The 24589-nt window shown below is 44.8% G+C and carries 15 protein-coding genes; 4 read left to right on the top strand and 11 right to left on the bottom strand.

From position 1 onward, the window contains the following. Positions 1-3: 3 nt before the first annotated feature. From K5Q92_RS06495 to K5Q92_RS06460, 8 genes are all read right to left on the bottom strand, one after another. A complete protein-coding gene (locus K5Q92_RS06495; RefSeq protein WP_220768211.1) occupies positions 4-990 on the bottom strand; it encodes a DmsE family decaheme c-type cytochrome in 987 nt (328 codons plus the stop codon). A gap of 114 nt (positions 991-1104) precedes the next feature. Further along, the gene (locus K5Q92_RS06490; protein ID WP_220768210.1) at positions 1105-3117 is read right to left on the bottom strand and encodes an OmcA/MtrC family decaheme c-type cytochrome; all 2013 of its coding nucleotides are present in this window, start codon (positions 3115-3117) and stop codon (positions 1105-1107) included. Between the two features lie 374 nt (positions 3118-3491). Next, on the bottom strand, positions 3492-5672 hold the full coding sequence (locus K5Q92_RS06485; RefSeq protein ID WP_220768209.1) for an OmcA/MtrC family decaheme c-type cytochrome: 2181 nt from the start codon (positions 5670-5672) through the stop codon (positions 3492-3494). Positions 5673-6103: 431 nt separating this feature from the next. After that, entirely contained in the window at positions 6104-8557 is a 2454-nt protein-coding gene (locus K5Q92_RS06480) for an OmcA/MtrC family decaheme c-type cytochrome (protein WP_220768208.1), read from the bottom strand. A gap of 515 nt (positions 8558-9072) precedes the next feature. Continuing rightward, the gene (locus tag K5Q92_RS06475; RefSeq protein WP_220768207.1) at positions 9073-11226 is read right to left on the bottom strand and encodes an OmcA/MtrC family decaheme c-type cytochrome; all 2154 of its coding nucleotides are present in this window, start codon (positions 11224-11226) and stop codon (positions 9073-9075) included. Positions 11227-11359: 133 nt separating this feature from the next. Beyond that, the gene (locus tag K5Q92_RS06470; protein WP_220768206.1) at positions 11360-13273 is read right to left on the bottom strand and encodes an OmcA/MtrC family decaheme c-type cytochrome; all 1914 of its coding nucleotides are present in this window, start codon (positions 13271-13273) and stop codon (positions 11360-11362) included. 54 nt (positions 13274-13327) lie between these two features. Further along, on the bottom strand, positions 13328-15448 hold the full coding sequence (locus K5Q92_RS06465) for an MtrB/PioB family decaheme-associated outer membrane protein (RefSeq protein WP_220768205.1): 2121 nt from the start codon (positions 15446-15448) through the stop codon (positions 13328-13330). 15 nt (positions 15449-15463) lie between these two features. Further along, positions 15464-16363: a DmsE family decaheme c-type cytochrome gene (locus K5Q92_RS06460; RefSeq protein ID WP_259649512.1), complete on the bottom strand. Its 900-nt coding sequence runs from the start codon at positions 16361-16363 to the stop codon at positions 15464-15466. Positions 16364-16846: 483 nt separating this feature from the next. On the opposite strand from K5Q92_RS06460, the gene K5Q92_RS06455 reads away from it, so the two are divergent. The 3 genes from K5Q92_RS06455 to glnS all read left to right on the top strand — a co-directional run bounded on the left by K5Q92_RS06455 (position 16847) and on the right by glnS (position 21216). Beyond that, positions 16847-17086, top strand: a complete 240-nt coding sequence (locus K5Q92_RS06455) for a FeoA family protein (RefSeq protein ID WP_202721535.1) — start codon at positions 16847-16849, stop codon at positions 17084-17086. Beyond that, positions 17079-19373, top strand: coding sequence for a Fe(2+) transporter permease subunit FeoB (gene feoB, locus K5Q92_RS06450; protein ID WP_220768204.1), 2295 nt, complete (start codon positions 17079-17081; stop codon positions 19371-19373). Before K5Q92_RS06455 ends, feoB begins: the two co-directional genes overlap by 8 nt. Before the next feature lie 172 nt (positions 19374-19545). Beyond that, positions 19546-21216 carry a glutamine--tRNA ligase gene (gene glnS / locus K5Q92_RS06445; RefSeq protein ID WP_220768203.1) on the top strand — a complete coding sequence of 557 codons (1671 nt, stop codon included), beginning with the start codon at positions 19546-19548 and terminating at the stop codon, positions 21214-21216. Positions 21217-21458: 242 nt separating this feature from the next. Here glnS and K5Q92_RS06440 read toward each other — a convergent pair whose 3' ends face one another. Further along, entirely contained in the window at positions 21459-22055 is a 597-nt protein-coding gene (locus tag K5Q92_RS06440) for a Yip1 family protein (RefSeq protein WP_220768202.1), read from the bottom strand. A gap of 204 nt (positions 22056-22259) precedes the next feature. On the opposite strand from K5Q92_RS06440, the gene miaE reads away from it, so the two are divergent. Then, positions 22260-23042, top strand: a complete 783-nt coding sequence (gene miaE, locus K5Q92_RS06435) for a tRNA isopentenyl-2-thiomethyl-A-37 hydroxylase MiaE (protein WP_220768201.1) — start codon at positions 22260-22262, stop codon at positions 23040-23042. A 56-nt stretch (positions 23043-23098) separates the two neighbouring features. Here the strand turns inward: miaE and K5Q92_RS06430 are convergent, their stop codons facing one another. Next, positions 23099-23815 carry a UDP-2,3-diacylglucosamine diphosphatase gene (locus K5Q92_RS06430; protein WP_220768200.1) on the bottom strand — a complete coding sequence of 239 codons (717 nt, stop codon included), beginning with the start codon at positions 23813-23815 and terminating at the stop codon, positions 23099-23101. 10 nt (positions 23816-23825) lie between these two features. Further along, complete coding sequence (locus K5Q92_RS06425; RefSeq protein ID WP_220768199.1) at positions 23826-24320, bottom strand: peptidylprolyl isomerase; 495 nt, start codon at positions 24318-24320, stop codon at positions 23826-23828. Positions 24321-24589 lie beyond the last annotated feature (269 nt).

Raw genomic sequence — 24589 nt, 5'->3', positions numbered from 1 at the left:
CCCTTAGCGCTGCAGTAGCTTGCCAGATGGATGGTTTGAACCATGGATCTGGTTGTGACAGTTCAGACAGCTACGGCCACCAGTCATGGCGTTACCGCCAACAGTAGAACCTTGAGCTGTGTTGCCAAAGAGTGCTTGACCGCTGTGAGCAGACGAGTGGCACTGTTGACATAGCTGAGGAGCACGAGTCTTAAGCATGCCTTCGTTAACGCTTCCGTGAGGGTTGTGGCATGTCACGCAGTCTTCAGTAACGGGTGCATGCTCCCACAGTTTTGGGCCGCGCTTCTCCGCATGGCATGAGTAGCAGGTTTCATTAACGTTTGGCTTAACAAGATCGGCTTCGCTCATGGTGCCGTGTGGATTATGACAATCGCTACACACCATTTGCGCCCACTTCATTGGATGGCTTGAACGCTTGTTCATGTCAGCTTTTTGCTGAGTATGACAGCTAGTACAAACTTCCATTTCGGTGTTTTTAGATAGCACTGGATCTTTAGCTGTGTGTACTGAGTGACAAGAGGCACAAGCTACATCTGCATTGTCATGGTGTCCGCCATTCCAATCCATACGCTTGTCGTCTTTATGACAGCTCATACAAACACTGTTTTGTAGCTCAGGAGCCAGAGTTGAGTCTGGGCCAAAAGCGATCATCGGCTCGTTACCGCCGCGGTTATGCTTACCCATAGGGCCGTGACACGCTTCACACTGAAGGCCTGCCATTGGGCTCTTGCTTGAGTCAACTGAACCGTGAACGCCTTTGAATAGATCCATCACTTTTTCAGACTTGCGGTGACACATTAGGCAAGAGTCTGCACCTTTTGGTGAGTACTTACCTTCGGCAAACTTCTGATCCAGTGTGGCTTCAACTTCATCAGGGGTCATCTTGGCGTCCCATTTAGAAGCAGTAGCCGTTTGAGCAAAACCAAGTGACAGTACAGCCGATGCCATTAAGGCTGGCAGTAGGTTTTTAAATTTTTTTGTGATCTTCATAATAGCTTCCTAAACTTGCACAATTTTGAAGAGAAAGTGGGGGAGAGGCCTCCCCCTTTTTCAAAACTCATGGACTCAGGTGGTTAACACTTGAGTCCATTTGAGTTGCGCAAATTACATCTTCACAGAAGTGTGATCGTCTGCAGTTGGCTTGTGGCAGAAGAAACAGGTTTCTAGCTGCGCAGCATCGCTTACTTCTTGCTTATCAAAGCTATTAACGATTGCGCCTTGACCTTCAACGTGAGCCTTAAACTTGTTTAGAGACTCTTCGTTATAGGTATGGCAAGACATACAAGTTGCTGCGATAGGTGTTGTATATGCTCCACCAGCAGTTGCCAAAGCGCCTTTCTTCTTGAATGCATCAAGGTTTAGGTCGTTATGACACTGGTCACAAGTCATGCCTGCAATAGCAGCATAATCACCAGCGCTATGAACCTTATGTACTTTCATCTCAATCGAGCCCATGTTTGCACCGCTAGCATAGGTACCATCAGGAGTGTGACAAGTAACACAACCATCAACGCCGACAACCATTTCACCGTTTACTTCACGACCTAGCTGTTCTGTCATAACAAAGCCTGCATGGTACTTAGTGTGGCTATTTAAAGGCCACTCAGTGCCATGACAGCTTTCACAAGCTTTGATGTTAACAGAGTCTGTATGACGTACACTTGCAGCTTCTCCAGATAGTGTGCCGTGAGCCATAGCAGCCTTCATACTGGTGTGTGATACACCCTCTTCGCATTTAACAGCGGTTGTACCATCGTTGCAAAGAGACAGACCGATAAAGCTAAATGCTGTATCAGTATCGCCTTCACCGTATGGAAGATCTTTAATTACTGTTACGAACTTACCATCAATAATTTCAACTTTTGGTTCAACAGATAACGCACCATCTTTGACTAGGTTAATAAGAACTTTATGTTCGCCATTGATAGGGTTGTTGTTGTAACCCATGATTGGGTAGTTAGGGCCAACGTTAGTGATGGCTTCTAATTGCTTAATATTGCCAATAAAAGTCGTCGCATCAATCGCAGTACCAGCTGCATCAGTAATGGTCACACTTAACGTCGTTTCGCTACCAGCGTCAGTTGCAGCAGCGGTTAAACTTGTTTCCATACCATACTGCTCGACAAACGCTTTCTTTTGAACGAAGCCTTCAGTGTGGATCTCTTCAGTCCAGCTCGCGTTATGACAAGCGATACAGTTTGAGTTGTCAGCTTGTTGTGAGTGGCCTTTACCTGCAACGAAGTCGATGCCAGTGTGACAGCTTGTACAAGTTTCCATTGTTGGAACGCGAGACCAGTTACCCCATTCGCTTAACTCATCGCTACCTTCAGTAGGTGCTACGTGGCAGGTAGTACAATTGTCTTGAACGATAGCGTTAGCGGTTTCTGCACTCTTGTCCATGTTTCTGCCGTACATTTTTGCATCGTTATGTACGTTATGGATTAAGTGATTGTAGGCAACTTGTGGCTTGCCTTTACTATCAGCCATCTCTTGGGTATGACATGCAGCACAAGTTTCAGAAGAGGTGTAGCTATGATAAATCTTCTTGCCTTCAGCGTGGCATGAGTTACAGCTTGCAGTAGAAACAACATCTTTTGTGTATGTTGCTTCGTAGCCTTCACCTGAGAAATCTTGTGAAACTTCAGTACGCGGTACGCTTGTTTCGCCATCGGCTAGTGTCGAAGCACTGGCGATGATGTTATAACGCTGAGTTAGCTCAGAGTTATAGCCTTCAACTGGAATAGTGAAGCTATAATTACCATTCTTTTGGTCAACAAACTCTTTTTGTGAACCAATGTATTGCCATTCTGCACTGTTACCCGCACCAGTAGCGCCTTGTGGGATAAGCTGTACCACTTTTTTTACTTCAAGCGCAGTTAGACCAACAACAGGTAGGTCTTCTTCGTTTGTAGCAAACACATTGATTGTCGGAACGCCATCGGCATAAGTAACGTCAGTCACTTTTAGATTTAGCGTGTTGATGTAATCAGCAGCTGGGCCACCTGGGTTGCCGTTGTTACCATCATTACCATCGTCGCCACCACAACCTGTTAGGGCCATAGAGACAGCACCTGCTGCTAGAAGCAGCGCTATTTTAGATTTGTTTGTATTCATCATTTTTTCCCTGCATAGGTTTGGCACTGTCTTAGGCGTGTGGCTCAATTTAGTAAAGCCGACTGTAATTTTTTAATTGCCGCTTAAGTCAATGCTGGAAATAAGATTCCCCAATGAAAGGCTAACGTAATGTAGGGCTAAAATCTGCATAACAGGTGTCAAGATGTGACCTAGATCTGTCTATTTCTAAAGAGGTATTAGGGGGAGAGGGGAAACGTTGTAAAAGTTAAAAATATCGGACTTATATGCGTGATATATGTAATAAAAGTTTCCAGTCGTTATTGATAGTGGTTTTCCAGTTATATTCTAAATAAAAAGGGAGGCTAAGCCTCCCTTTTTGTATTACACGTTAACTGTGAATATAACTACCCGAGTAGTTACTTACCCCAGTTTGAGTGAGCGTCTAGTAGTGCAGCGTCTTTATGACAAGTCGCACAAGTCTCTTGTACATCTAATGCTTCGTACTCAGAAGCTGGGATACCTAGTGTTGTCAAAGATGCGCCTTCTTGAACTAAGATGCCGCCCATAGACTTGATGTGTGAAGCTGCAGAGCTATCTAGCGCGTATGGCGCTTGGTGACAACTTACACAAGCTGCAGTTTGTGGAGAGACAACAAGCTGCTCACCCCAAATAGTCTTGCCTTCAGCATCAGTACCTAGGTTCTCTTTACCGAATGCAACAGGAGCTGCGTCGCCTTTGATCTTGCTTAGTGAGAAACCATCTTCACCGTGACACGCTTGACACTCAGCTTTCTTGAAGAACATGCTTCCGCCGCTGTCATACAAGTAGTGCTTGCTATGAACGATATACGCTAGGTTAGATGAGCCTGTACCTTTCTTGTCGCGAGTACCGTTGTGACAAGTTGCACAGCCGTCCATATCGTTGCTGAAGCGGTGCTTGATGTCGGTAGTGTGACATTGCTGACAATCTGTCATTGCAGCGTGCTGTACACGTGGTGACTCTTCAACTTTAGCGCCATCTACTGCAAAGTAGAACGTATCAGATACGGCATATGGGCCAGAGTTAGGGATTGAGCCGTCTTCAGCTTTTTCACAGTCTTCTACAGCGCCTTTACCGTCAAAACAAACGTGTAGCTGGCTGCTTAGTGCGGCTTTAACACCTTCAGTTTCCATTACTTCAGCAACTTTATAGTCTGCGTCAGTAAAGGTCACATCGATTGAGCCTTCAGCGCCGGCAGTGAACTTGTCATAACCTACTTTTTGGTAGTTAACAACGAAGTCATCATTAACAACACCGTTGAATAGGATTGCGCTTGTGTATCCGCCATACTTGTATGGGCTAGGATCAATTTGAGCAAGCGTAACAGTGGTGTCACCGTTAGTAACAGTCATGTTAGCAACAACAGTCTTAGATGCGGCATCATAGCTCATGCTGTTAAAGGTAACTTTTGTTACAGCAGCTTGTGCATTGTCGTTTTCAGCATAGTGACCACGCTCTGCACCACGGTAACCGTCAGGGTCGTTGTGGCAGCTTACACAGTTTTTCTTGCTATCAGCGATCTGGTTGTTTTCACTATCCCAGTGCCAGCTTGGTACTGCGTATTGGCTGTTGTGACAGTTCATACAAGTCGCAGTATCGATATCGCCTTTCCAAGCGTCAGCCATTGCTAGATTTTCATCAGGCTGGTGACAAGTTAAGCAATTTGAAGCTGATTGTGGGTAGATACCGTTGTAGTAAGAGTGGCTGTGAATATCGTGAGCCATACCCTTGATTGAACCATCGAACTGGTATGGTTCGCCAACAGCATTGCCGTCTTCATCTTTGTCTTGCTTCATGTAAGTGTTGTAGTCTGCATGACAGAAAGTACATGATTCAAGAGTAACGTGTTTGCCACCGTGCATCGCTAAAGCGCCATCTTGACCAGGACGGTGACAAGATTGACATGTTTCGTTGGCGATAACAGCTTTTGGTTGTTCTTGAGCTGTATCAGAACTTGGCTGCCAGTAGAAGAAACTATTATCTACAAGAGTTGAACCAGCATCGTTTGCAGATTTAACGCCTAAATAGATGCCGCTTGTTGCTTCCGCATCAAACGCATATTTATCTAAAGTATCAACAGCTTTGTTTAATACTAATGTGTAGCTACCATCGCCGTTGTCAGTTAGGCAGTCTTCGCAGTTTTTACCTTGGAAGTAAGACGAGCCTGTGTAATGGCCATCACCTTTATCTTTGTTGAAGTAGCTCAACCAGATTTCGCGTGGTGAACCTTCAATATCAGTAGTGCCGACTTCGTCTTCATTACCCATACGGCCGAAAGAAACTGCACCAATGTCATTTTGCTGTAAGCCAAATACTGCTGCGCCGTTAGCGTCCGCTAGATTGAAGTTTACGGTTAGGAAGCCGTCTTCACTCACACTTGCTGAAGTGATGTCAGCTTTTACTTGTGATACTGCACCGATAGGCTTGCCAACTGGACCTGGCTTACCATCTTCACCATTTTTTCCATCATCACCGCTACAACCCGTAACTGCTAGTGATAGCAATCCGGCTGTAAGCAATGCTTTTGAAGCAGCGCTTAGATTAAATTTGTTCATCATTTTATGTCCCTGCAATAGTTTTTAATCATCACTAACTGCAGGTCTTTTATGAGAATTATTCTCAACTAGCTGCAATTAGTGTGTGGAATTTTATTTCCAACTCTAAGGCTATCTAAGAGGGAGATATTTAGCAGGTGTTTTAGCCCCTTTATGTGATTAAGGTCAGACTATTTCTTTAGGGGTAGTCAGAAAAGTGTGTTTTTAGGACTAATTTAATTATCGATTAAGAATTGTTCGCAGGAAAAGCGTCTATTGTTGCCTAGTTGTTGCTCGTTTTATGTTCACGTTTTAGTCTGTTTATTTAGATGTTTTTCTTTATGCGGTGCATAGATAGGAACGTTAGTTCTTGGGCAAAAAAAAGCGAGAAGATAATCTTCTCGCTTTTTTGCTTGAGTTAAGTTGTAGCCGTGGTTTTCGGCTAGCATTTACACTTATTTGTAGTTAGTCGGGTGCACTTTATCTACTCCGAAAGATTTACCTTCAGCGTGACAAGTCGCACAGCTTTCTGTGCCATCATAAGTGCCGAGAGGCGCGCCGAAAACACCACCATTACTTTCAACATGGCCTCTTAGTGAGTTACTATTTTTGGTATGGCAGCTAGCACAAGTCGCTGCTATAGGCGAGAACTCTACAGCATCACCGCGCTCGGTCGCACCTTCTCTTGCGGTGATAGTTGCCGGTAAGCTATGCATCTCATTCATATCCAACTGGCCTTTATCATGGCATGTCGAGCAGTCGCCATAGTGGTTAGGGAATGTAATAGCATCGACATCGTTATCACCATAAGACTTTGTGCGCTTATTAGCATGCAGTGTATGCACAAGGTTGCGATAATCGAGGGTATTATTTAGCTGACGGAATGGCTGAATATCACCTGGTGTATGCTTCGATGTTGCATTTAGGTACATAGTCATATTGCTGTTATGACAACTTGCACAGTTACCATCGGTAAAGCTAGTTGCTGTAACCGGTGAATGACATGCACCACAACCAGAATCAGATGGCGTGCTGTTTCGGTTGTGAACCGCTTTGATATCGAATTCACCCTCGTGACAGCTAATACATTTAGCTTCAGAGGCAGCATGGCGACGGCTTTCAGTTGTACCAAACTCTGTCCCTTGCGCAACTAAGGTGACCTCTAGCAGTTCAATGCTATTTTCGTCACCAGCCGCTACTTCACAAGAGGTAAGTACCTGAGCCTTTTTATCGGTGCACACAATTGCTTTGGCCATAAGCATACCTGAATGCGTGACGCCGAAATCATTGGCAGTAATATTCTCAATAGTGAAATCGGTAGAGAATGCTGATTCCTCAGCTGACACGTTAGCATTAGATATCAGATCCCAGACTTTACGAGACTGATTGTTTGCCACCTCACTGGTGAAACCATTATCTACTTCACCTGCTGCTGTTAACCAAACACTATTCACGCTGTCGGCAAACACACTTTCCAAACCTTTATGGTTTAATGTGAATGTCATGGTACTCGTTTCGCCCTCGGCTTCACTCATCAGTGTTGCATTAGTCAGCGCTAACTCAATATCAGAGATGATTTGATCCCGAGTATAGGTATGTGCCATATGGAATATAGCCGCGCCCTGAGGGTTACTATCATCGGCATGGCAGCTTGAGCAAGACTGGTTTTCAAATACACCACGAACATCTGCACCTTCTACACCATCGATTTCAGGTGTTGCATAATAGTGGAAGTAGTTACCAACAAAACCGCGATCTTTGCTTTCCCCCGGGGGAGTTAGCCACTCGGCATTATCGACTGGGTTGAAATCGGCCATGTGACAAGATGCACAGGCTTCTTGGCGATGGAAGTGGAAGTTCTCTGCTTGTGCTGGCGAGTGATCTTCATTGATATGGCAGGTCTGGCAATTACCCATATCAGTTGGGAAGGTCGTGTTTGTGTAATCATGTACACTACCTCCGTAACCCGCCATTAGGTACGTGCCGTCATGGATGCGGTGAAGCATTGAACCAAAATCGATTGTCGCGCCTGTTTCTGGATCGCCTGAGTAGGTCGTATGACAAACTACGCAGTTTTCTATTTCAATGCGCTTGCTGCCATGCATCATTAACTTAGGTGCCCAAGCGTGCTCGTAATCATCACTGTGACAACGGATACATGATTCTTGTAGATCAACGAGATTGCGAGTCTCATCTGCTTCAGCTGCACGATCAAACGCAGGCACAAAATCATAGTGAGTGTTAACAAGAGTGGCAGCGCTAAAGGTGCTCGTTGGCTTAAGCTCTAATGTGACACGGTGTGTAAGCTCTGGATTAAACTCTGTATTGACTGCTTCTATCTGTTCATATTCTGAAAGTGCTTTTGAGAAGGTATAGCGGTAGGTTCCGTGCTCTAGTCGCTCAATACAATCTGTTTTACAGCCTGTTTCAATATTGGCTTGGATTTGATCGCCTGCAAGATGGTTGTACCCTTCAGGAATGTGCTCCAAGTTGGCGCTTTTTACGGTGTTAATGTAGCTAGTCCATTGGGTGGGTTTTACCCCTTTAAACTGTTCAGGTGTAGCTGGCTGTCCTACTGCATGCATGTCGCGCTTTTGCAGTGCATCAAGCTTAGCGATACCAAAGCCTAAGGTGTTTATGTCATCGAATGACTCTAAGCCTGACACTGCCACACCGTTAGCGTTTTCTAGCTTAAAATCAACCGCGACAACACCTTCAGTGATCGTGGCGTGGAGGATATTGGCTTGCAAGCTAGTGGCTTGCTGGATATCGACACCGATATTGCCATTTTCGCCGTCTTCACCATCTTTACCGTCATTGCCACAACCGACAAGCGCAATGGAAAGTGCACCAATACCGATTGCTGACTTAACAGCTGTAGTTAGTTTATATCGATAATTCATCATCATTTTATTCCCTGCATAGGTTCTATTGCTGTGAGGTTTTTACCTCTTAAGCATGAGGGGGAGCCTCAATACGATCCTACCCAAAAGAGGTAGTCGCCTTTGAGGTGGTAGGGTTAAATGTGACCTAGGTCGTCACGGCAAGGTTGAACTGTTAATTTATGTTAAATCGCTTACTTATTAGTATGTTGGCTTTGATTCGTATCGCGATTTAAGTTTGTGTTAATTTTGAGCGGGTGAAACTTAAAGTAAGCTTAATTGGTGGCGTAAATTTGAGCATTAGCTTGATTTAAATCAAAGCGGTTTAGCTTCGAGAGGTTAGCGTGCTAACCAAATATCAACATTTGCTCGGGTGAAATGTTGCTCAGGTTATCGCCAGTGTTTATACCCTGTTAGTGATTATTGATTCCGATGTTGTATTAACTGGGCTGGCACAGCATCAGCAGCTATCGAGCGGCTAATAAAAAAGAGGCCGAAGCCTCTTTTAGTTGTTTTTTAATGAGGGTTTATCGCATTCAGAGTTAGTTGCCGTGAATTTCCATTAACTGCGCTGGATTGTGACACGTTGCGCAGGCTTCGGCTGCACGTCCACGAGCATCATCGGCGCTCATACCATCTAAAATACCACCATTCGCAACGATATGGTTTGCGCCAGACTCACTCAAGTACTTCTGGTGGCAGCTTAGGCAAGCGCCTGCATCTGAAGACACCCAAATACCAGCTTGCTCCTTAGTATCTAAGTTAGGATAGTTCCATACCCTGTCGGATGCTCGACCAAGCTGAATACCATCTTCAGTATGGCAGGTTGAACAATCAGTTTTGAGTACCGTGCCTGACTGAACGCCTGCATACTTGAGATAATGGCCATCGGCTTCATGAGCCTTGTATGCGTAGCTTGTCGCCTTATCGTATTCGCCAGAGCCTCTTACAGACTCTTTTGTTGGCTTATCTGATGTATGACAAGTCTGACAGTTATAACCATTGTTGTAATGATAGTTTTCTTGGTTGTGGCAACTCTGACACTTAGCCGCGTCAATGATTGAGCGGCGCATCGCAGCCTGCATGGCGTCATCGACACCTGTACCTGACCAAACAAAGCGATAAGGAGCTTCTTTAACGGCAACCGATCGTGTTCTGTCAGAACACTCAGTCATCTTGATCTCTGCAACTGCGTAACCTCCGTTATTAAAGCAAACTTCAACCGTAGACCATAATTCGAAGGTCTTGCCATCAGCATCATCTGGCATATCGAAGGTTGTGCCAGTAATAGTAAAGGTCTTAGTAGCCGCGTCATAACTACCTTCTGATAACCTAAATCGGCGTTGGCTATATGAGGCGTCACTATATGCAGGGAAGTCTTTATCCGTATCCCAAGCCACAATGACACGGGTACCAGTTTCGATAAACTCAGCACCAATCGCTTCACCGTTACTATCTTGAATTTGTACGTCAAACATCAATTTGCCGTTACCATCAAGGCCGATATTGCTGAACATCACGCCCATGGCCTCAGCTTCAACATATGCCTTTAAGACATCGCCATGACGTTTCTCTGCACTGCCGGTTCCAGGGTAAGTATCGGTTGAGTTATGGCATGCCATACAGTTTGTGCTGCTATGGTTTTGCGATGGCTTTTCAGTATGACAGCCAACACAAGCCATGTTACTCAACTCTGCTTTAAACAGGTCTGCATTAGCTGGTGCGCCTTCGCCCTCAACATGGCATGAAGCACAGTTGGCAGCTGGTTTTTGTGGGAACATCACCTTGCCATAATCATGCACACTGCCACCGAAACCTACAATTTTATAAGGGGCTGGCACCATGCCATCTGGCGTGCTGGTTTCTCTATCTTGACCTTTGTGGATCGCATGGATCATATAAGTGAAATCGACACTGTTACCACTTTCAGGATCGCCCGAGGTTGAGGTATGGCAACTTGCACAGTTAGCTAACGCAATACGTCGTCCACCGTGAAGCTCGAGGCTTTCTGGTTGGTGACAGGTGTAGCATGTTTCAATAGTCACTACATTGCGGGTTTGAATATCGGTAGTCGCACCCGTCGAGGGCTGCCAATCATGGTGTGCATTTGCCGTGGCCTGAGGCAGTTTAAGCTCTAATGTCGCCCTGTGGGTGTTGTCTTCACCATAGGTGATAGTGAGCGGTTCAGTGACATTTGCGATGTTTTGCTGGAAGGTATAAGTATAACTACCGTCACCATTATCGACTAAGCAATCATCACAATCTCCTGCTTTCTCAACATTTGCTTGATACTGCGGGGAAGGGGTTAGATCGCTGGTGTCATCCGGTGGAGTGCCGGGTTCTTTTAGATCATTAATATACGCCTGCCATTGATAACCTCGGTCGTATTCAACTTCGTCGATGGTTTCACTGACCTTAGCAAGTTGAGCAATACCAAAGCGTAAGTCATAGTCTTTATTTAGGCCGAGTACCGCAACACCGTTAGCATTTTCTAGGTTGAAGTTAACTGTAACTGTCCCATCTGTTACCGAGGCTTCGGTAAATTGCGCCTGTACGCTAGAGGTCGAGTCAATATTTACACCAACTACACCATCCTTACCATCGGCACCATCATTGCCATCGCTACAGCCAAAAAGCAGAGCCGATGCGGTGAGCGCAATTAAACTTAATTTCAAGTGTCTAATTTTCTTATCCATAATTTGCGTTCCATTATTTTGTAATTAGTTCTGTCACTAATTATTTTTGTAACTGGTTTCTTTACGTTACAAATCGTTTCTCATCACAGAATAATTTAGGCCTAAAGTAATAGGTTTAGGCCTACTCGTTTTATTATTTTATAGGGTGAACCTTTAACACATCGACCGCTGCGCCTTGGCCGTGGCACGTTGCGCAGCTTTCTGTTCCCGCGGTGGCATCGGCCTCTGTACCTTTAAATACACCGCCTTGTTGGGTCATGTGTGCCACTGCTGAATCACCTAAATGGCAGGCACTACAGATAGCCGAAGCGGGGCTGGTAAAGGTGCCATCGTTAAAGGCAAGTGGTTGCACAGCGCTGCTAAGAGGTAGGGCTGCTGTTAATACTCCGGCCTCATCAGTGGTGTGACACTGGGCGCAATTACCTATATTGCCTGGATAGTTAATGTCTGGGTAACTCTCTCTAGAGCCTGCATGCAGCGTATGGGCTAGGTGCTTATAATCCGCTGTCGATGCTGCAGGGTTTGCTGCCGTTGAATTAGCAACCATATTAGGGTTGTGGCAGAGCTGACATTGACCCTCAAGATCGTTGCGTGAACCGTGATAATTTAATTGTTGATCACCATGGCAGCTACCACAGGTCTCATTGGTCACAACGACTCTACGCCCAATCTCTGTTAAGGCCGTTGCACTAAAGAACTGATGACTTGACTTGATGGTGGTGGTTGAGTCGCTGCTCTCGCAGTCGCTCAACATTGCTCCATCGTTGCAAAGTTTACCTTGAATGGCGAGGGTTCCTTTATCTGTTGCAGGATCAGTACTTAAAGTGAGGCCGGTAATTTGATAATGGTAGATGCCATTACTGCCAGATAGTGGCGTGCTATCTTGCAGTTTTATCGATCTAGCACTGCGTGTAGTATAGTCAACGCTTATCCCCCAGTTGGCATAAACACGTAGATCATTAATAAAGTTAAGCTTATCGGCACTATCGCTGTAGACCTCATTCGTTGCGGGATTGGATAAGCGAATGGAGAAGTTAACGGCATTGCCAGCGAGTTCGGCACTGATAACTTCAACATTGAACTGTCCAAGTAACTCATCTGTGTCTTCTTGGCTGTGTGCACTCATGGTCCAGTCGGAGTTATGACAGGCAACGCAGTTACTGTTATCAACTTGAGTCGGGTGACCTTGACCGCTTGGGAAGTCTATATTGGTATGGCAGCTGCCACAGGCTTCCATCGTGGGAACGCGTGCCCAGTTCATATTCTCTGTCAGGGCTTCATCTGCTACGTGACAAGTTTGACAGTCAGCGAGTGAAACTGGAAATCCTGTAAGGTGTTTGGTGTGAACCATTGGCGCGAACACGTTACCAGGATTGCTAACCCTATCGCTGTTATGGCAGGTGACACAGGTCTCTACTTCATTATAATTGCTGCCATGAAAAGCTAAGTCGTTATGGCAGGTATTACAGGTAGCCATCTCTATGAGATTGCGGGTGTAGGCTGGTTCGCTGCCATTATCTTGCCAATCAAAATGCTGATTAGTGATGGGCAGGTCAGTTCCGTCGGGGAGGCTGTCGCCGCCAACTTTGATCACTACACGCTGAGTGGCTCCAGGCATAAAGCTAATGTCATTCATACCATCGAACGCACCGCTAAAGGTATAGCTGTACTTACCGTTCTTATGATCGACGAACTCACCATCACAGCTGCTGGAGCAGGACTCAGATGTAAAGTACTGCCATTGACTGGCATTGCCTGCATTGGTATAGCCCTGAGGCAGAAGCTGCGCAGCAAGATAAGTTGTCGATGGAATACCGACTACGGGTTCATCGGCTTCATTAGTAATGCGGTAATTGACCGTTGCAACGCCTGAGTCCAGTAGCACCTCATTTACCGTGATATTGAGACTATTAATTTCGCTTGCTGGTGGGCCTCCCGGTTCGCCAGGGTTACCGGGTTTACCATCGTCTCCACCACAACCGGCCAATAGGGCTATTAGCGCAAGAGGAATACTTTTTACTACTAGTGATTGAGTGACTCGTTTCATATTGATGTCCTTGAATTCCTTTTAATTGACATGGCTTTAGTTAGTAGCTCAAGGTTATAGGCTGTAGCTAAATGTTAAGCCAACATAGTGGGCACTATAGTTGTGGCTAAGGTCTCCAAACGTTAAAACGTTGGGGATTGAGTCGACCGTTAACCTCTGGTTTAGCCAATCAGAATCTTTATAGTTTTCAAATATCCAATCAAAACGTAATGCCATTTTCTCGCCAAGTTGATATTTGGCGAATGCATTAATGTTGTGGGTTTCGGCAAAATAATCGCCGTAAGGTGAAGTTAAACCTTGGGTGATTTCGGTATTACTTTGACCATCTGAATAGCTATAATCCAAACCCAGATCCAGCTTGTTATCTAAAAGCTGTAAGTAATCGAAACCAACGCCGACTAAGGTTGATGTTTCATCGGTATTGGCGTACCAGTTTGGTAAACTAAAGTTACTGCTACCAGCTTGGTCACTATCACGCCAATCTTGGTTGAGGTAAGCGTTGACGCTGAAGTTTTCGCTAAATAGATAGTTAGCCGATATATCGTAGCCTTGGGTGTCGACTTCAGTGAGTCCGACTAGCGTATCGTCATAATCATCATTGCTGACATATGCGTTTGCACTTGCCGAAAACGCTGATGCCGGATTGTAATTAACACTGAGGCGGTACTCTTGACGTTCTCTGTCTGCGAGGTAGGACTTTCTTAAATATGGGTTACTTAGACTTGCTGTGGAGTCTATAGCTTTATAGCGACTCCCAGTTCTATCTTTATACTCTGCTTTAAGCCAAGCAGACCAAGACGGTGAAATATTATAGTTAAACTTAGCGAAGACCCCATTCTGTTTTAGGGAGTCCCTGTCTAAGTCACTAAAATCGTTATGGTCATACTGATAGCCTGCATCAAGATAAGCGGCGCGGCTGAATCGATATTTTGCACTGAGCTTTGCCTGTTGCTTAGTTCGATCGTACTCGGGGTTAACGGCCGTTCCTGAGTAGTAGCTATCTGTTATGACCTGAGGGAAAGGGTTCTGAGCCGTCTTGTTATCCCTATCTGAATAATCGTAACTCGCTCTTACGCTTAAGCCCCGTAGAAGTCTGCCCGAGTACTTCAGTTTCATGTCAGTAGTATCGACCTTACCATCGAGATCTGCTGTTGGCAGGGCGGGGCTTGGACCATTAATCGTTGCAGGGAGGAAGGCCTCATCTTGGGTAAAGCTTGCAACACCTATATGCATGAGCACTTGGTGGCCTTTGCCACTGAGCTGGGCATTGGCTCCGATTCGATAGGCTTTATTGTCTGGCGACACAGCACTTTGACCAGTGTAAGCAGCTCCAAATGTTGGGCTAAAGGCATTTTGCCAAACAATCGAATTATGATCGTTTTTATACTGACTAAAACTTGAGTCAACTCCAGCTAACCACCCCTTACCGTTGAAGTAAATCTTTGCGCCAAGTTCATCTGTTGTGTCATCTATGGGCTCGGCAAGCATGGCGCTATTAGTCAGGATGTTGCCAGAAAATGCGCGTTTGCCTTCTCTCTTCTCATGCTGATAACTAACATCGGCTTGGTAAAAACTGCCTTTATATAAGGCATCGAGTAAGAAACGGTCCCTTTGGGTCTTTAGCTCAACCTCTCTTATATCATCGAGTAGAGTCGGCATCTGTGATGTCACAGCCCCTGTCTGCCAATTGGCCGGGAGAGTGAGGCTATCGCTACTGTTTAGATAAGGGCTTAGAGCTGAATTACTTTGATAATTAGCTAATCCGCGGTAGCCCAGTGCAATCTGATATTGCCCAGGTCGGCCCGTTTCAATTGCAGCGCTGCCAGCATCATAGCCAAGTTTGTTAGCTGCGAAGCGTGTTTCATAGCCAGATTCAGACTTATTAATTAAATCTGCCTCTACATGTCCTACAGCACCATCGGTATCAGTCCCAGTTGCATTCCCAAAGCGAATATCGGTAGCATCATTATACGCCGCACCTATCCCCACAGTACCTTTGAAGCCTATTTCAGTAGTACAACGCTTACATTCCCACTTACTGGTATCCGCTTTAACTCTGTTAGCATTTTGCAGCCCGTAGCCATCGGCTAACGCTGGGGATATGCTGGCACTGATCGCTAGCGCTAGCACAGATAACTGTTGCCCTGTTTTGATATTTTTCTCTATTCCAAACATAACGGCCACTCCTTGTTAGCGCTGTAATAACTTGCCAGATGGATGATTAGAGCCATGAACTTGAGAATGGCAGTTCATACAGCTTTGCCCAGCGTTAAAGGCATTAGGTTTACCGCCAAAGACGGCATTAGATGTATGGCCAACCGATGCGTGACACTGCTGGCAGAGCATCGGAGGCTTACTATTTAGCATGGCTTCGTTAACACTGCCGTGGGGGTTATGGCAGGTGGCACAGTTATCGGTTACGGGGGCGTGCTCCCAAAGTTTAGGTCCGCGTTTTTCCGCATGACATGAGTAACAGTTTTCGTTAATGCTCATTTGTTTAAGGTTGGCATCGGCCAAACTTCCATGAGCGTTATGGCAGTCGCTGCATACCATCTGTTGCCATTTAAGAGGGTGAGCTGAACGTTTGTTGATGTCGGCTTTTTGTTGAGTGTGACAGCTAGTGCAGACCTCAACCTCTTTGTTTTTATCTGATATTGGGTCGTGGCCAGTATGAACTTGGTGACAGTTTGCACAGCTTACATCGGCATTGTCGTGATGGTTGCCTTCCCAAGCGATACGTTGATCATCGTTATGGCAACTCATGCACACGCTATTTTGTTTTTCAGCGGGAACGGGGGAGCTTGAACCGAAGGTTATCATTGGCTCTTTACCGCCTCGGTTATGTCTGCCCATAGGGCCATGGCAGGCTTCACATTGAAGGTCGGCCATCGGTGAGCCTTGAACATCACTGCCATGGACGCCGTCAAACAGCGCCATGACTTTTTCGCTTTTTCGGTGACACATTAAACAGGAATCTGCGCCTTTAGGAGAGTATTGACCTTCAGCAAACTTTTTATCGAGTATTGCTTCAACCTCCTGAGGCGCTTTGTCATCCCAAGGCGTTGCCATTGTTGTAAAACTCGTCACCATAAAGGCAAGCAATAATAGGCGCACAAGTTCTCCTGTGAACCATCCCATGTTCTTGCTCATCATCTCACTCCACTCGCTTTTAGAAGCGATATTTTTAATTATGTTTAAACGTTCAGAACAATATTAGTAATTCCATAAATTACTAACATGAAATAATAGAACAGATTCGTGACAATTCCATAACATATCTAGGGGTTTATTTGGTGAGTTGACTGATTTTTAAGGAGTTAGCCATTGATGTGTGATCTTGATCACACGACTGTGATTGAAAGGGGGGATTATTGGGTTAGTTAAATAATAACCATTCTTAATTAATGCGTTTATTAGTTGAGAGTTTTGTCACATAATAGCGAACACAATTGAAAATTATTATCGTTTACAGTTCTAAATGTTGATCTAGGTAAAGTTATTACGCGTTTGTGTCCTTTAAAATAATTACCAATTTCAAAGAGAGTTGAGCCCTGTTATTAGGTGGAATGCAGAATGAAGCTAAGTGAATTAAGTCCAGGCGATATTGCCAGAATTTCTCAAGTGGGTCAGATAGATCTACCTGCTGTAGTAAAGCGTAAGCTGCTATCTATGGGGATCACCCCGAATACTCGATTCTCATTGATCCGCAGGGCACCAATGGGATCTGGTGTTGAGTTGGATATCCGCGGCAGTAAGTTATGCATGCGTCGCGATTTGGCAGATATTATAGAGGTTGAAAAAGCGAATGGATAAACAATTTAATTGCGTTACTGTTGGTAACCCGAATGCGGGTAAGTCCACGTTATTTAACGCATTAACCGGATCTAATCAGCAAGTCGGTAACTGGTCTGGTGTAACCGTTGAGAAAAAAACAGGACAGTTTGCATTGCAAGGTAGTGATGTTTACTTAACGGATCTTCCCGGTATTTACGATCTTCTTCCTGCAGGTAATAGCTGTGACTGTTCGTTAGATGAACAGATTGCACAGCAATATCTAGCCGAGCAACCGATTGACGGTATCATCAACTTAGTCGATGCGACCAATATTGAACGTCACCTTTATTTAACGGTACAGCTACGTGAGTTGGGTATTCCAATGGTGGTTGTATTAAACAAGATTGACGCTGCTATTGAGCGTGGCATTCATATCGATATAGCCAAAATGAGCGAAGAGTTGGGCTGTCCAGTCGTTGCTGTTTGTTCGCGTGAACCTAAAGATATTGAAAAAGTTAAGCAACAGTTTGTTGCGCTACTTGACGGTAAAGTGTCAGAAGCACCATTGGTTCTTGACTATGATAAAGAAATTGAATCTGTTGTATCGAATCTCCTGTCTCAGGACCCTGAGTTAAGTCGTGGACGCGCCTTGGCGATGCTTGCAAATGGATTAGGCTGTGGCAAGTGTAAAAATAGCCAAGTGGCGAGTGAGGTTGAGCAATACTCTCAAGCGTTATCTAGCCAAGGCAAAGATGTTGAAATAATGGTAGCAACGACTCGCTTTAATTTCGTTGAGCAAGTGTTTACTGGCTCAGTGCAGAGCGATAATGCCGAAACCTTCACCGATAAACTCGATAAGTTGGTGTTGCACCCGATTGCGGGGATCCCTGTTTTCCTATTCGTTATGTATTTAATGTTCATGTTTAGTATTAACGTGGGCAGCTCTTTTATCGACTTCTTCGATATTACCGCAGGTGCGCTGTTTGTTGATCATTTAGGCGCATTTATGACAAGCCTTGGTTCGCCTGCATGGTTAGTCACTATTATCGCTGGTGGTATTGGACAAGGTATTCAAACGGTCGCAACCTTTATTCCTGTTATTGCTGCTTTATTCCTTGCTTTGTCAGTGCTTGAAGGCTCAGGTTATATGGCGCGAGCAGCCTTTGTGGTTGATGGTTTGATGCGCCGTATTGGTCTCCCTGGTCGAGCGTTTGTGCCTATGATTGTTGGTTTTGGTTGTTCAGTACCAGCGATTATGGCAACACGTACTCTTGGTAGTGAGCGTGAGCGTATCGTTACAGGTATGATGGCACCATTCATGTCTTGTGGTGCAAGATTGCCAGTATATGCATTGTTTGCTGCTGCTTTCTTCCCTGAGTCAGGCCAAAACTTAGTATTCTTGCTTTATATTATCGGTATCTTTGCCGCTATTGGTACGGGTCTACTATTGCGTTCAACATTGCTACCTGGCTCTAGCAGTGCGGTTGTAATGGAGCTGCCAAGTTATGAGAAGCCAAAGTTTAAGACGGTTATGGCACGTACAGGCAAGCGCACTAAGAGCTTTATTATGGGTGCGGGTAAAACCATTGTGATCGTGGTGACTTTACTTAACTTCGTTAACGCTATCGGTGTTGATGGCTCATTTGGCCATGAAGATAGCTCTGAGTCGGTATTGAGTGTTGCGAGTCAAAAAGTCACTCCGCTATTTTCACCTATGGGTGTTGAGCAAGATAACTGGCCTGCAACAGTGGGGATCATTACTGGTATCTTCGCTAAAGAAGCAGTAGTCGGTACCTTGAACAGCTTATATTCTGACGGAGGCGCTGGTGATGAAGAGTTGGCCCCATTGAGTGACACCTTCAATGAAGCATTAGCTACTATTCCTGAGAACTTGTTTGGTATTGCTCCAGAAGATCCACTTTCAATTTCTGTTGGCGATGTGTCGTCTGTAGAGTCTGCATCAGAAGAGTTAGAAGTTGATACGTCAACCTTTAGCGCGCTACAAGCTGGCTTTGCTGGTGTAACTGCAGCATTTGCTTATCTGCTATTCGTTCTCTTATATACGCCTTGTGTGGCTGCTATGGGAGCATTAGTTAACGAATTTGGTGGACGCTGGGCGGCATTTGCAGGCCTATGGACATTCGGTTTGGCTTACGGCGTGGCGACAGTGTTCTACCAAGCGGCAACATTTACACAGCACCCACTGCAATCGAGCCTATGGATTGGCTTCTTCGCTATCGCTTTAGTTGTGTTCTATGTTTGGCTTAAGAACAAGGGTAAGAAAACCCAAACTATCATTCCAGGCATTAAAGTGATTACTGAATAACGCGAATAGCGTATACTGTTATCAAATAATAAAAAGCAGCGATGATTCGCTGCTTTTTGCGCTATAAATATAGCCACTGAAGAGGTTTTTAAATCTCAGTCGTTGATCCTTTACAGAATCTGTAGGATTATGCGTTTTTAGTCTTTAATCATCGTTCGCAAAGAGGAATTCCATGAGTCATGTGGACACTGAAGTACGTCCAAGTAACTTCATACGTAACATCATAGATGAAGATCTCGCTAGTGGTAAGCATACGAGTGTACATACTCGCTTTCCACCAGAGCCTAATGGCTTTCTTCATATCGGCCACGCTAAGTCTATTTGCCTAAACTTTGGTATTGCTCAAGACTATAAGGGTCAATGTAACTTACGTTTTGATGATACCAACCCTGAAAAAGAAGATATCGATTACGTTAATTCTATTCAGGCCGATGTGCAGTGGCTCGGTTTTCAGTGGGATGGTGATATTCGCTACTCATCAAACTATTTCGATAAACTTCATCAGTATGCCGTTGAGTTAATTACCAAGGGCTTAGCTTATGTTTGCTTCCTAAATAGTGAAGAGACCCGTGAATACCGCGGAACGTTAAAAGAGCCAGGTAAGAACAGCCCTTATCGCGATACGTCTGTTGAAGAGAACCTAGCGCTATTTGAAAAAATGCGTTTAGGTGAGTTCAAAGAGGGCGAATGTGCTTTGAGAGCTAAGATCGATATGGCGTCACCATTCATCTGTATGCGTGATCCTATTATCTATCGTATTCGTTTCGCGCATCATCACCAAACAGGCGATAAGTGGTGCATTTACCCAATGTACGATTTTACCCACTGTATCTCAGATGCTATCGAAAACATTAGTCACTCTTTGTGTACACTTGAATTCCAAGATAACCGTAGACTCTACGATTGGGTATTGGATCATTTAGATGACTTCCAAGCACCAAACAGAACCCGTCAGTATGAGTTTTCGAGACTGAATCTTGAATACACCTTGATGTCGAAGCGTAAGCTTAATGATTTAGTTGCCCGTAACCTAGTAACAGGTTGGGATGATGCGCGTATGCCTACGATTGCGGGTTACCGCCGCCGTGGTTATACACCAGCGTCAATCCGTGAATTCTGTAAGCGTATCGGTGTGACTAAGCAGGACAACATGGTTGAAGTGGCCATGCTAGATGCTTGTATTCGTGAAGAGCTTAACGAGTTCGCACCACGAGCAATGGCAGTGATTAATCCTGTTAAAGTGATTATCGAAAACTACCCAGAAGGCCAAGTTGAGATAATCAACGCCGCAAATCATCCTAGTAATGAAGAGATGGGTAAACGTGAGCTGTCTTTTGGCCGTGAACTGTTTATCGACGCTGATGACTTCCGCGAAGAGGCGAACAAGAAGTACAAGCGTTTAGTTCAGGGTAAAGAAGTGCGCCTGCGTAATGCTTATGTGATTAAGGCTGAACGTTGTGAAAAAGATGCTGATGGTAACATCACCACTATTTTCTGTACCTACGATGATGAAACTCTTGGTAAGAACCCAAGTGATGGTCGTAAAGTAAAAGGCGTGATCCATTGGGTCGAAGCGACAACGGCAAAGCCAGCTGAATTCCGTCTTTATGAAAGACTATTCAACGATCCTAACCCTGCCGCTGCAGAATCTGTTGATGAAGTGCTCAACCCACATTCATTGACTGTTAAGCATGGTCTAGTGGAAGCTAGCCTTGCAGATGCTGAGGTTGAAAAAGCGTATCAGTTTGAACGTGAAGGTTACTTCTGTGCAGACAATAAAGACTCAAGTAAAGACAGCTTAGTGTTTAACTTAACGGTTCCGCTAAGAGACTCTTTCGAGTAATTCTTTTTGAGTTGAGCGTCAAAATGAAAAAAGCCGACATGATGTCGGCTTTTTTGTTGCTTAAATTTGCACTTTACTTATACCAATCAGTATAAGAATTTGATCTACTCAGAGCGATTTGGGCAAACACATTCTAGGCGAATAGCTGCAATAATGGTTATTCCCTTATAAAGCTATTTAACGAAAAAGTAGGCCGCCAAAAACGCTCCAGAATGGCGACTAAATGTTCATACTTATTGGTACTACTGATACATAGGGCCGAAACCGACACTCCAAAGAATTACACTAGAGGCCATGAGCCCGACTAAGAGCACTAATCCTGCTGTCACCACTGAACTTGCATAAATAAAGCCTTTCTCTTCAGGGATATTCATGATGATCGGTACACCCGTGTACAGCAGGTAAACAGAATAAGCGAGTCCAGCAAGGCCAACCACCATGATAAACCACAGCGTTGGATATAGCGCTGCCAATCCTACCATAAATAATGGTGTGGCTGTGTATGCTGCAAGCTCTAGCGCTTGAGTATAACTCGGTTTGGCATCAAATGTTTTTGCCATCCAAAATGCTAGGTAGGCGAGGGCAAAGACACCTCCAATGAGTCCGAAATACATGCCTGTGGACATGAACAGTGCGCTTTGGGCGGTTAAGAACTGGCGGTCACCAACGCCTAAGTCCCAGCCAATTTGTGATGTCGCAATAAAGGAACAGATTGCAGGAATGAGCGCGATGATGACGATGTGACTCAAACTACTACGCAATGCTTCGTGATTTTTCTCAATAGTATGCCACTCTTCTTTTGGATGAGTGTATAGCCCCAATAAGTGATTCAATATCATTATAATAATCCTCGTTTAGCAATTATACCGATTGAATTGGCCCGCCAAACTGCAGACGAACTTTTTATAGCTCTAAGGTTATTTATTGAACAAAATCTGCTAGGAGTCAAGCCTATCGAATTAAGCATAGGCGTAAAGCTAGGATTGTGCAGGGAATAGCTGGTAAAATAATGCGCTACTAATTCCTTCCTCATAGAGTCGAGTATGCAGCAGCTATTAGCTCCAATATATGCCTTTTTAAACTGTGAAACACCTGACAGCTGGATTGAAGAAGCAAAGAAACCTGAAAATTTGAAGGGGTTGTTGATAGATCATTGCAACTGTGAGCTAAAAGCGGCGCAGACGGCGATGTTTCTGATCCGTAAATATGCCATCGATAAGCAGAGCGGCCAAGTGCTGCTCGACTGGGCTAAACCCTATGAAGACTTTGTTTACATCAAAGAGCGAAATATTGAGTCTTTTCTGACGAAAGAGAGTAAGAAAAATGAGCTGTCAGCCGATTTGGTTTCCAGAAAGGACTTTGCCCATAGTGAAGACTTGATAGCTAAGATGGTACGCCTTATTAAAGAGGAGTTTCATCACTTCGAACAGGTGCTTGCGATTATGCATAGCCGCGGCATCGAATATCAAAATGTGCGTGCAGGGCGTTACGCTAAAGGCATGATGAAGCAGGTGAGAACCCATGAGCCCGCAACGTTAATCGACAAGTTAATTGTCGGAGCCTTTATTGAGGCGCGCTCCTGTGAGCGTTTTGCTAAGTTAGCGCCTTTTTTAGATGAGGAGTTAAAGAAATTTTATATCTCCTTGCTGCGCTCCGAAGCCCGCCACTATCAAGATTACTTGATACTTGCACAGGCTATTTCTGATAAGGATATTAGTGAGCGAGTGGCGCATTTTGCTGCGGTTGAGGCTGAACTCATCTTGTCTGAAGACACAGACTTTAAATTTCATAGCGGCGCACCTGCTGTGAGTGCCGTGGTTGCCTAAAGTTTAGGGCTCTAATGTTTTAGGGTTTTAAGGAAGAGAGAAAAGCAAGTAATAGATTACTTGCTGAAAGGGAGTTCGATAAGTTCTATCTTGTCTTGGCTAACGCTTAACATGCTGCCTTGCTCATACCAATCGCCTACAACGATACGGCGTTTCCCGTTAGCGAGTTGATGAACTGCTGGCCTATGAGTGTGGCCGTGGATCATCTGCTCGGTTTTCGTGGTATCAAGTAGCTTAAGTACTGCATCAGGCTCAACATCCATGATGGAATAACTTTTCTGCTGATTACTGCTCTGGCTTTTAGTGCGCAGTTTTGCGGCAATATCGAGTCGCTTCGACTTTGGTAAATGGGCATATAGCCACTTAGCCCAACTCATATTACGAAACTTTCTAAAACGCTGATAAGACTTGTCGAGTGTGCACAGGCTATCGCCATGCAAAATAACGCTTGGAACGCCATATAAGTCCAAGGTATAGACTTCGGGTAGTAGTGTCATGCCGCTGCGTTTTGCAAATGCATTACTAATTAAAAAGTCTCTATTTCCGTGGATAAAATAGATCGGCAGTTTTTGTGAAGCCCGTTTTATCTTATCGGCCAGTTCATTGGCAAAAGGCTCTGCAATATCATCGCCAACCCAGACTTCAAAGAGATCGCCAAGGATATATAAAGCGTCGGTATCGTGAAGTTGAGTGTCGAGGAATGTGAGGAAAGCTTGGGTGATATCGGGGCGATCTGCACTTAAGTGCAAATCGCCCACAAATAGAGTGCGCATCGAGGTAATATTACTCTTCGATGGTCACTTTTTCGATGATAACAGCTTCAAGAGGAACGTCTTGATGCATGCCACGATTACCTGTGCTAACTGCTTTAATCTTGTTTACTACGTCCATGCCTTCTACAACTTCACCGAATACACAGTAACCCCAGCCTTGTGCTGACTCAGACTTAAAGTCTAAGAAAGTGTTGTCGTTAACGTTGATGAAGAACTGCGCCGTAGCAGAATGTGGATCAGAAGTGCGCGCCATAGCGATGGTGCCAGTTTTGTTTGATAAACCGTTGTTCGCTTCGTTTTCAATCGTTGCGTTTGGACGCTTTTGGTCCATATCTTCAGTGAAACCACCACCTTGAACCATGAAACCATCGATTACACGGTGAAAAACAGTACCGTCGTAGAAGCCTTCTTTAACGTAGTTAATGAAGTTAGCAGCAGTTTTTGGGGCTTTCTCAGCATTAAGTGCTAGCTTGATTTCGCCGTGGTTGGTATGAAGTGTGATCATATTTTAACTCTCATAATTTAACGTAACGTAAATAATGGCTGGATTCTAACGTAATTGCTTAATTGCATAAAGCATTGAGTGTTTACAGCTACCAATTAACCTCTTTGCTGATAGCTACATTAGCGTTTTTCGCTGCTCCATAGAATTGAGGCAAAGTTATCATGACCAATAATCCGCTCAAGATCGCAATCTAGCTCGGTTGCGGCATATCTGTGCATCTTTGCGGGCTTTAGCTAAGAAAACAGCTTGGAACAGCGACTTTTGCAATG

This window comes from Shewanella sp. MBTL60-007 (genome assembly GCF_019654915.1).
Lineage (GTDB): Bacteria > Pseudomonadota > Gammaproteobacteria > Enterobacterales > Shewanellaceae > Shewanella.
The sequence above is the reverse complement of the archived record's forward strand: the minus strand, read 5'-3'. Positions and strand labels throughout refer to the sequence as shown.

Coding starts and splice junctions, on each gene's coding strand:
- feoB (WP_220768204.1), top strand. CDS start 17,079: ATGGATAAACAATTTAATTGCGTTACTGTTGGTAACCCGAATGCGGGT.
- miaE (WP_220768201.1), top strand. CDS start 22,260: ATGCAGCAGCTATTAGCTCCAATATATGCCTTTTTAAACTGTGAAACA.
- K5Q92_RS06475 (WP_220768207.1), bottom strand. CDS start 11,226: ATGGATAAGAAAATTAGACACTTGAAATTAAGTTTAATTGCGCTCACC.
- glnS (WP_220768203.1), top strand. CDS start 19,546: ATGAGTCATGTGGACACTGAAGTACGTCCAAGTAACTTCATACGTAAC.
- K5Q92_RS06440 (WP_220768202.1), bottom strand. CDS start 22,055: ATGATATTGAATCACTTATTGGGGCTATACACTCATCCAAAAGAAGAG.
- K5Q92_RS06430 (WP_220768200.1), bottom strand. CDS start 23,815: ATGCGCACTCTATTTGTGGGCGATTTGCACTTAAGTGCAGATCGCCCC.
- K5Q92_RS06485 (WP_220768209.1), bottom strand. CDS start 5,672: ATGATGAACAAATTTAATCTAAGCGCTGCTTCAAAAGCATTGCTTACA.
- K5Q92_RS06490 (WP_220768210.1), bottom strand. CDS start 3,117: ATGATGAATACAAACAAATCTAAAATAGCGCTGCTTCTAGCAGCAGGT.
- K5Q92_RS06455 (WP_202721535.1), top strand. CDS start 16,847: ATGAAGCTAAGTGAATTAAGTCCAGGCGATATTGCCAGAATTTCTCAA.
- K5Q92_RS06465 (WP_220768205.1), bottom strand. CDS start 15,448: ATGTTTGGAATAGAGAAAAATATCAAAACAGGGCAACAGTTATCTGTG.
- K5Q92_RS06480 (WP_220768208.1), bottom strand. CDS start 8,557: ATGATGATGAATTATCGATATAAACTAACTACAGCTGTTAAGTCAGCA.
- K5Q92_RS06470 (WP_220768206.1), bottom strand. CDS start 13,273: ATGAAACGAGTCACTCAATCACTAGTAGTAAAAAGTATTCCTCTTGCG.
- K5Q92_RS06495 (WP_220768211.1), bottom strand. CDS start 990: ATGAAGATCACAAAAAAATTTAAAAACCTACTGCCAGCCTTAATGGCA.
- K5Q92_RS06460 (WP_259649512.1), bottom strand. CDS start 16,363: ATGGTGACGAGTTTTACAACAATGGCAACGCCTTGGGATGACAAAGCG.
- K5Q92_RS06425 (WP_220768199.1), bottom strand. CDS start 24,320: ATGATCACACTTCATACCAACCACGGCGAAATCAAGCTAGCACTTAAT.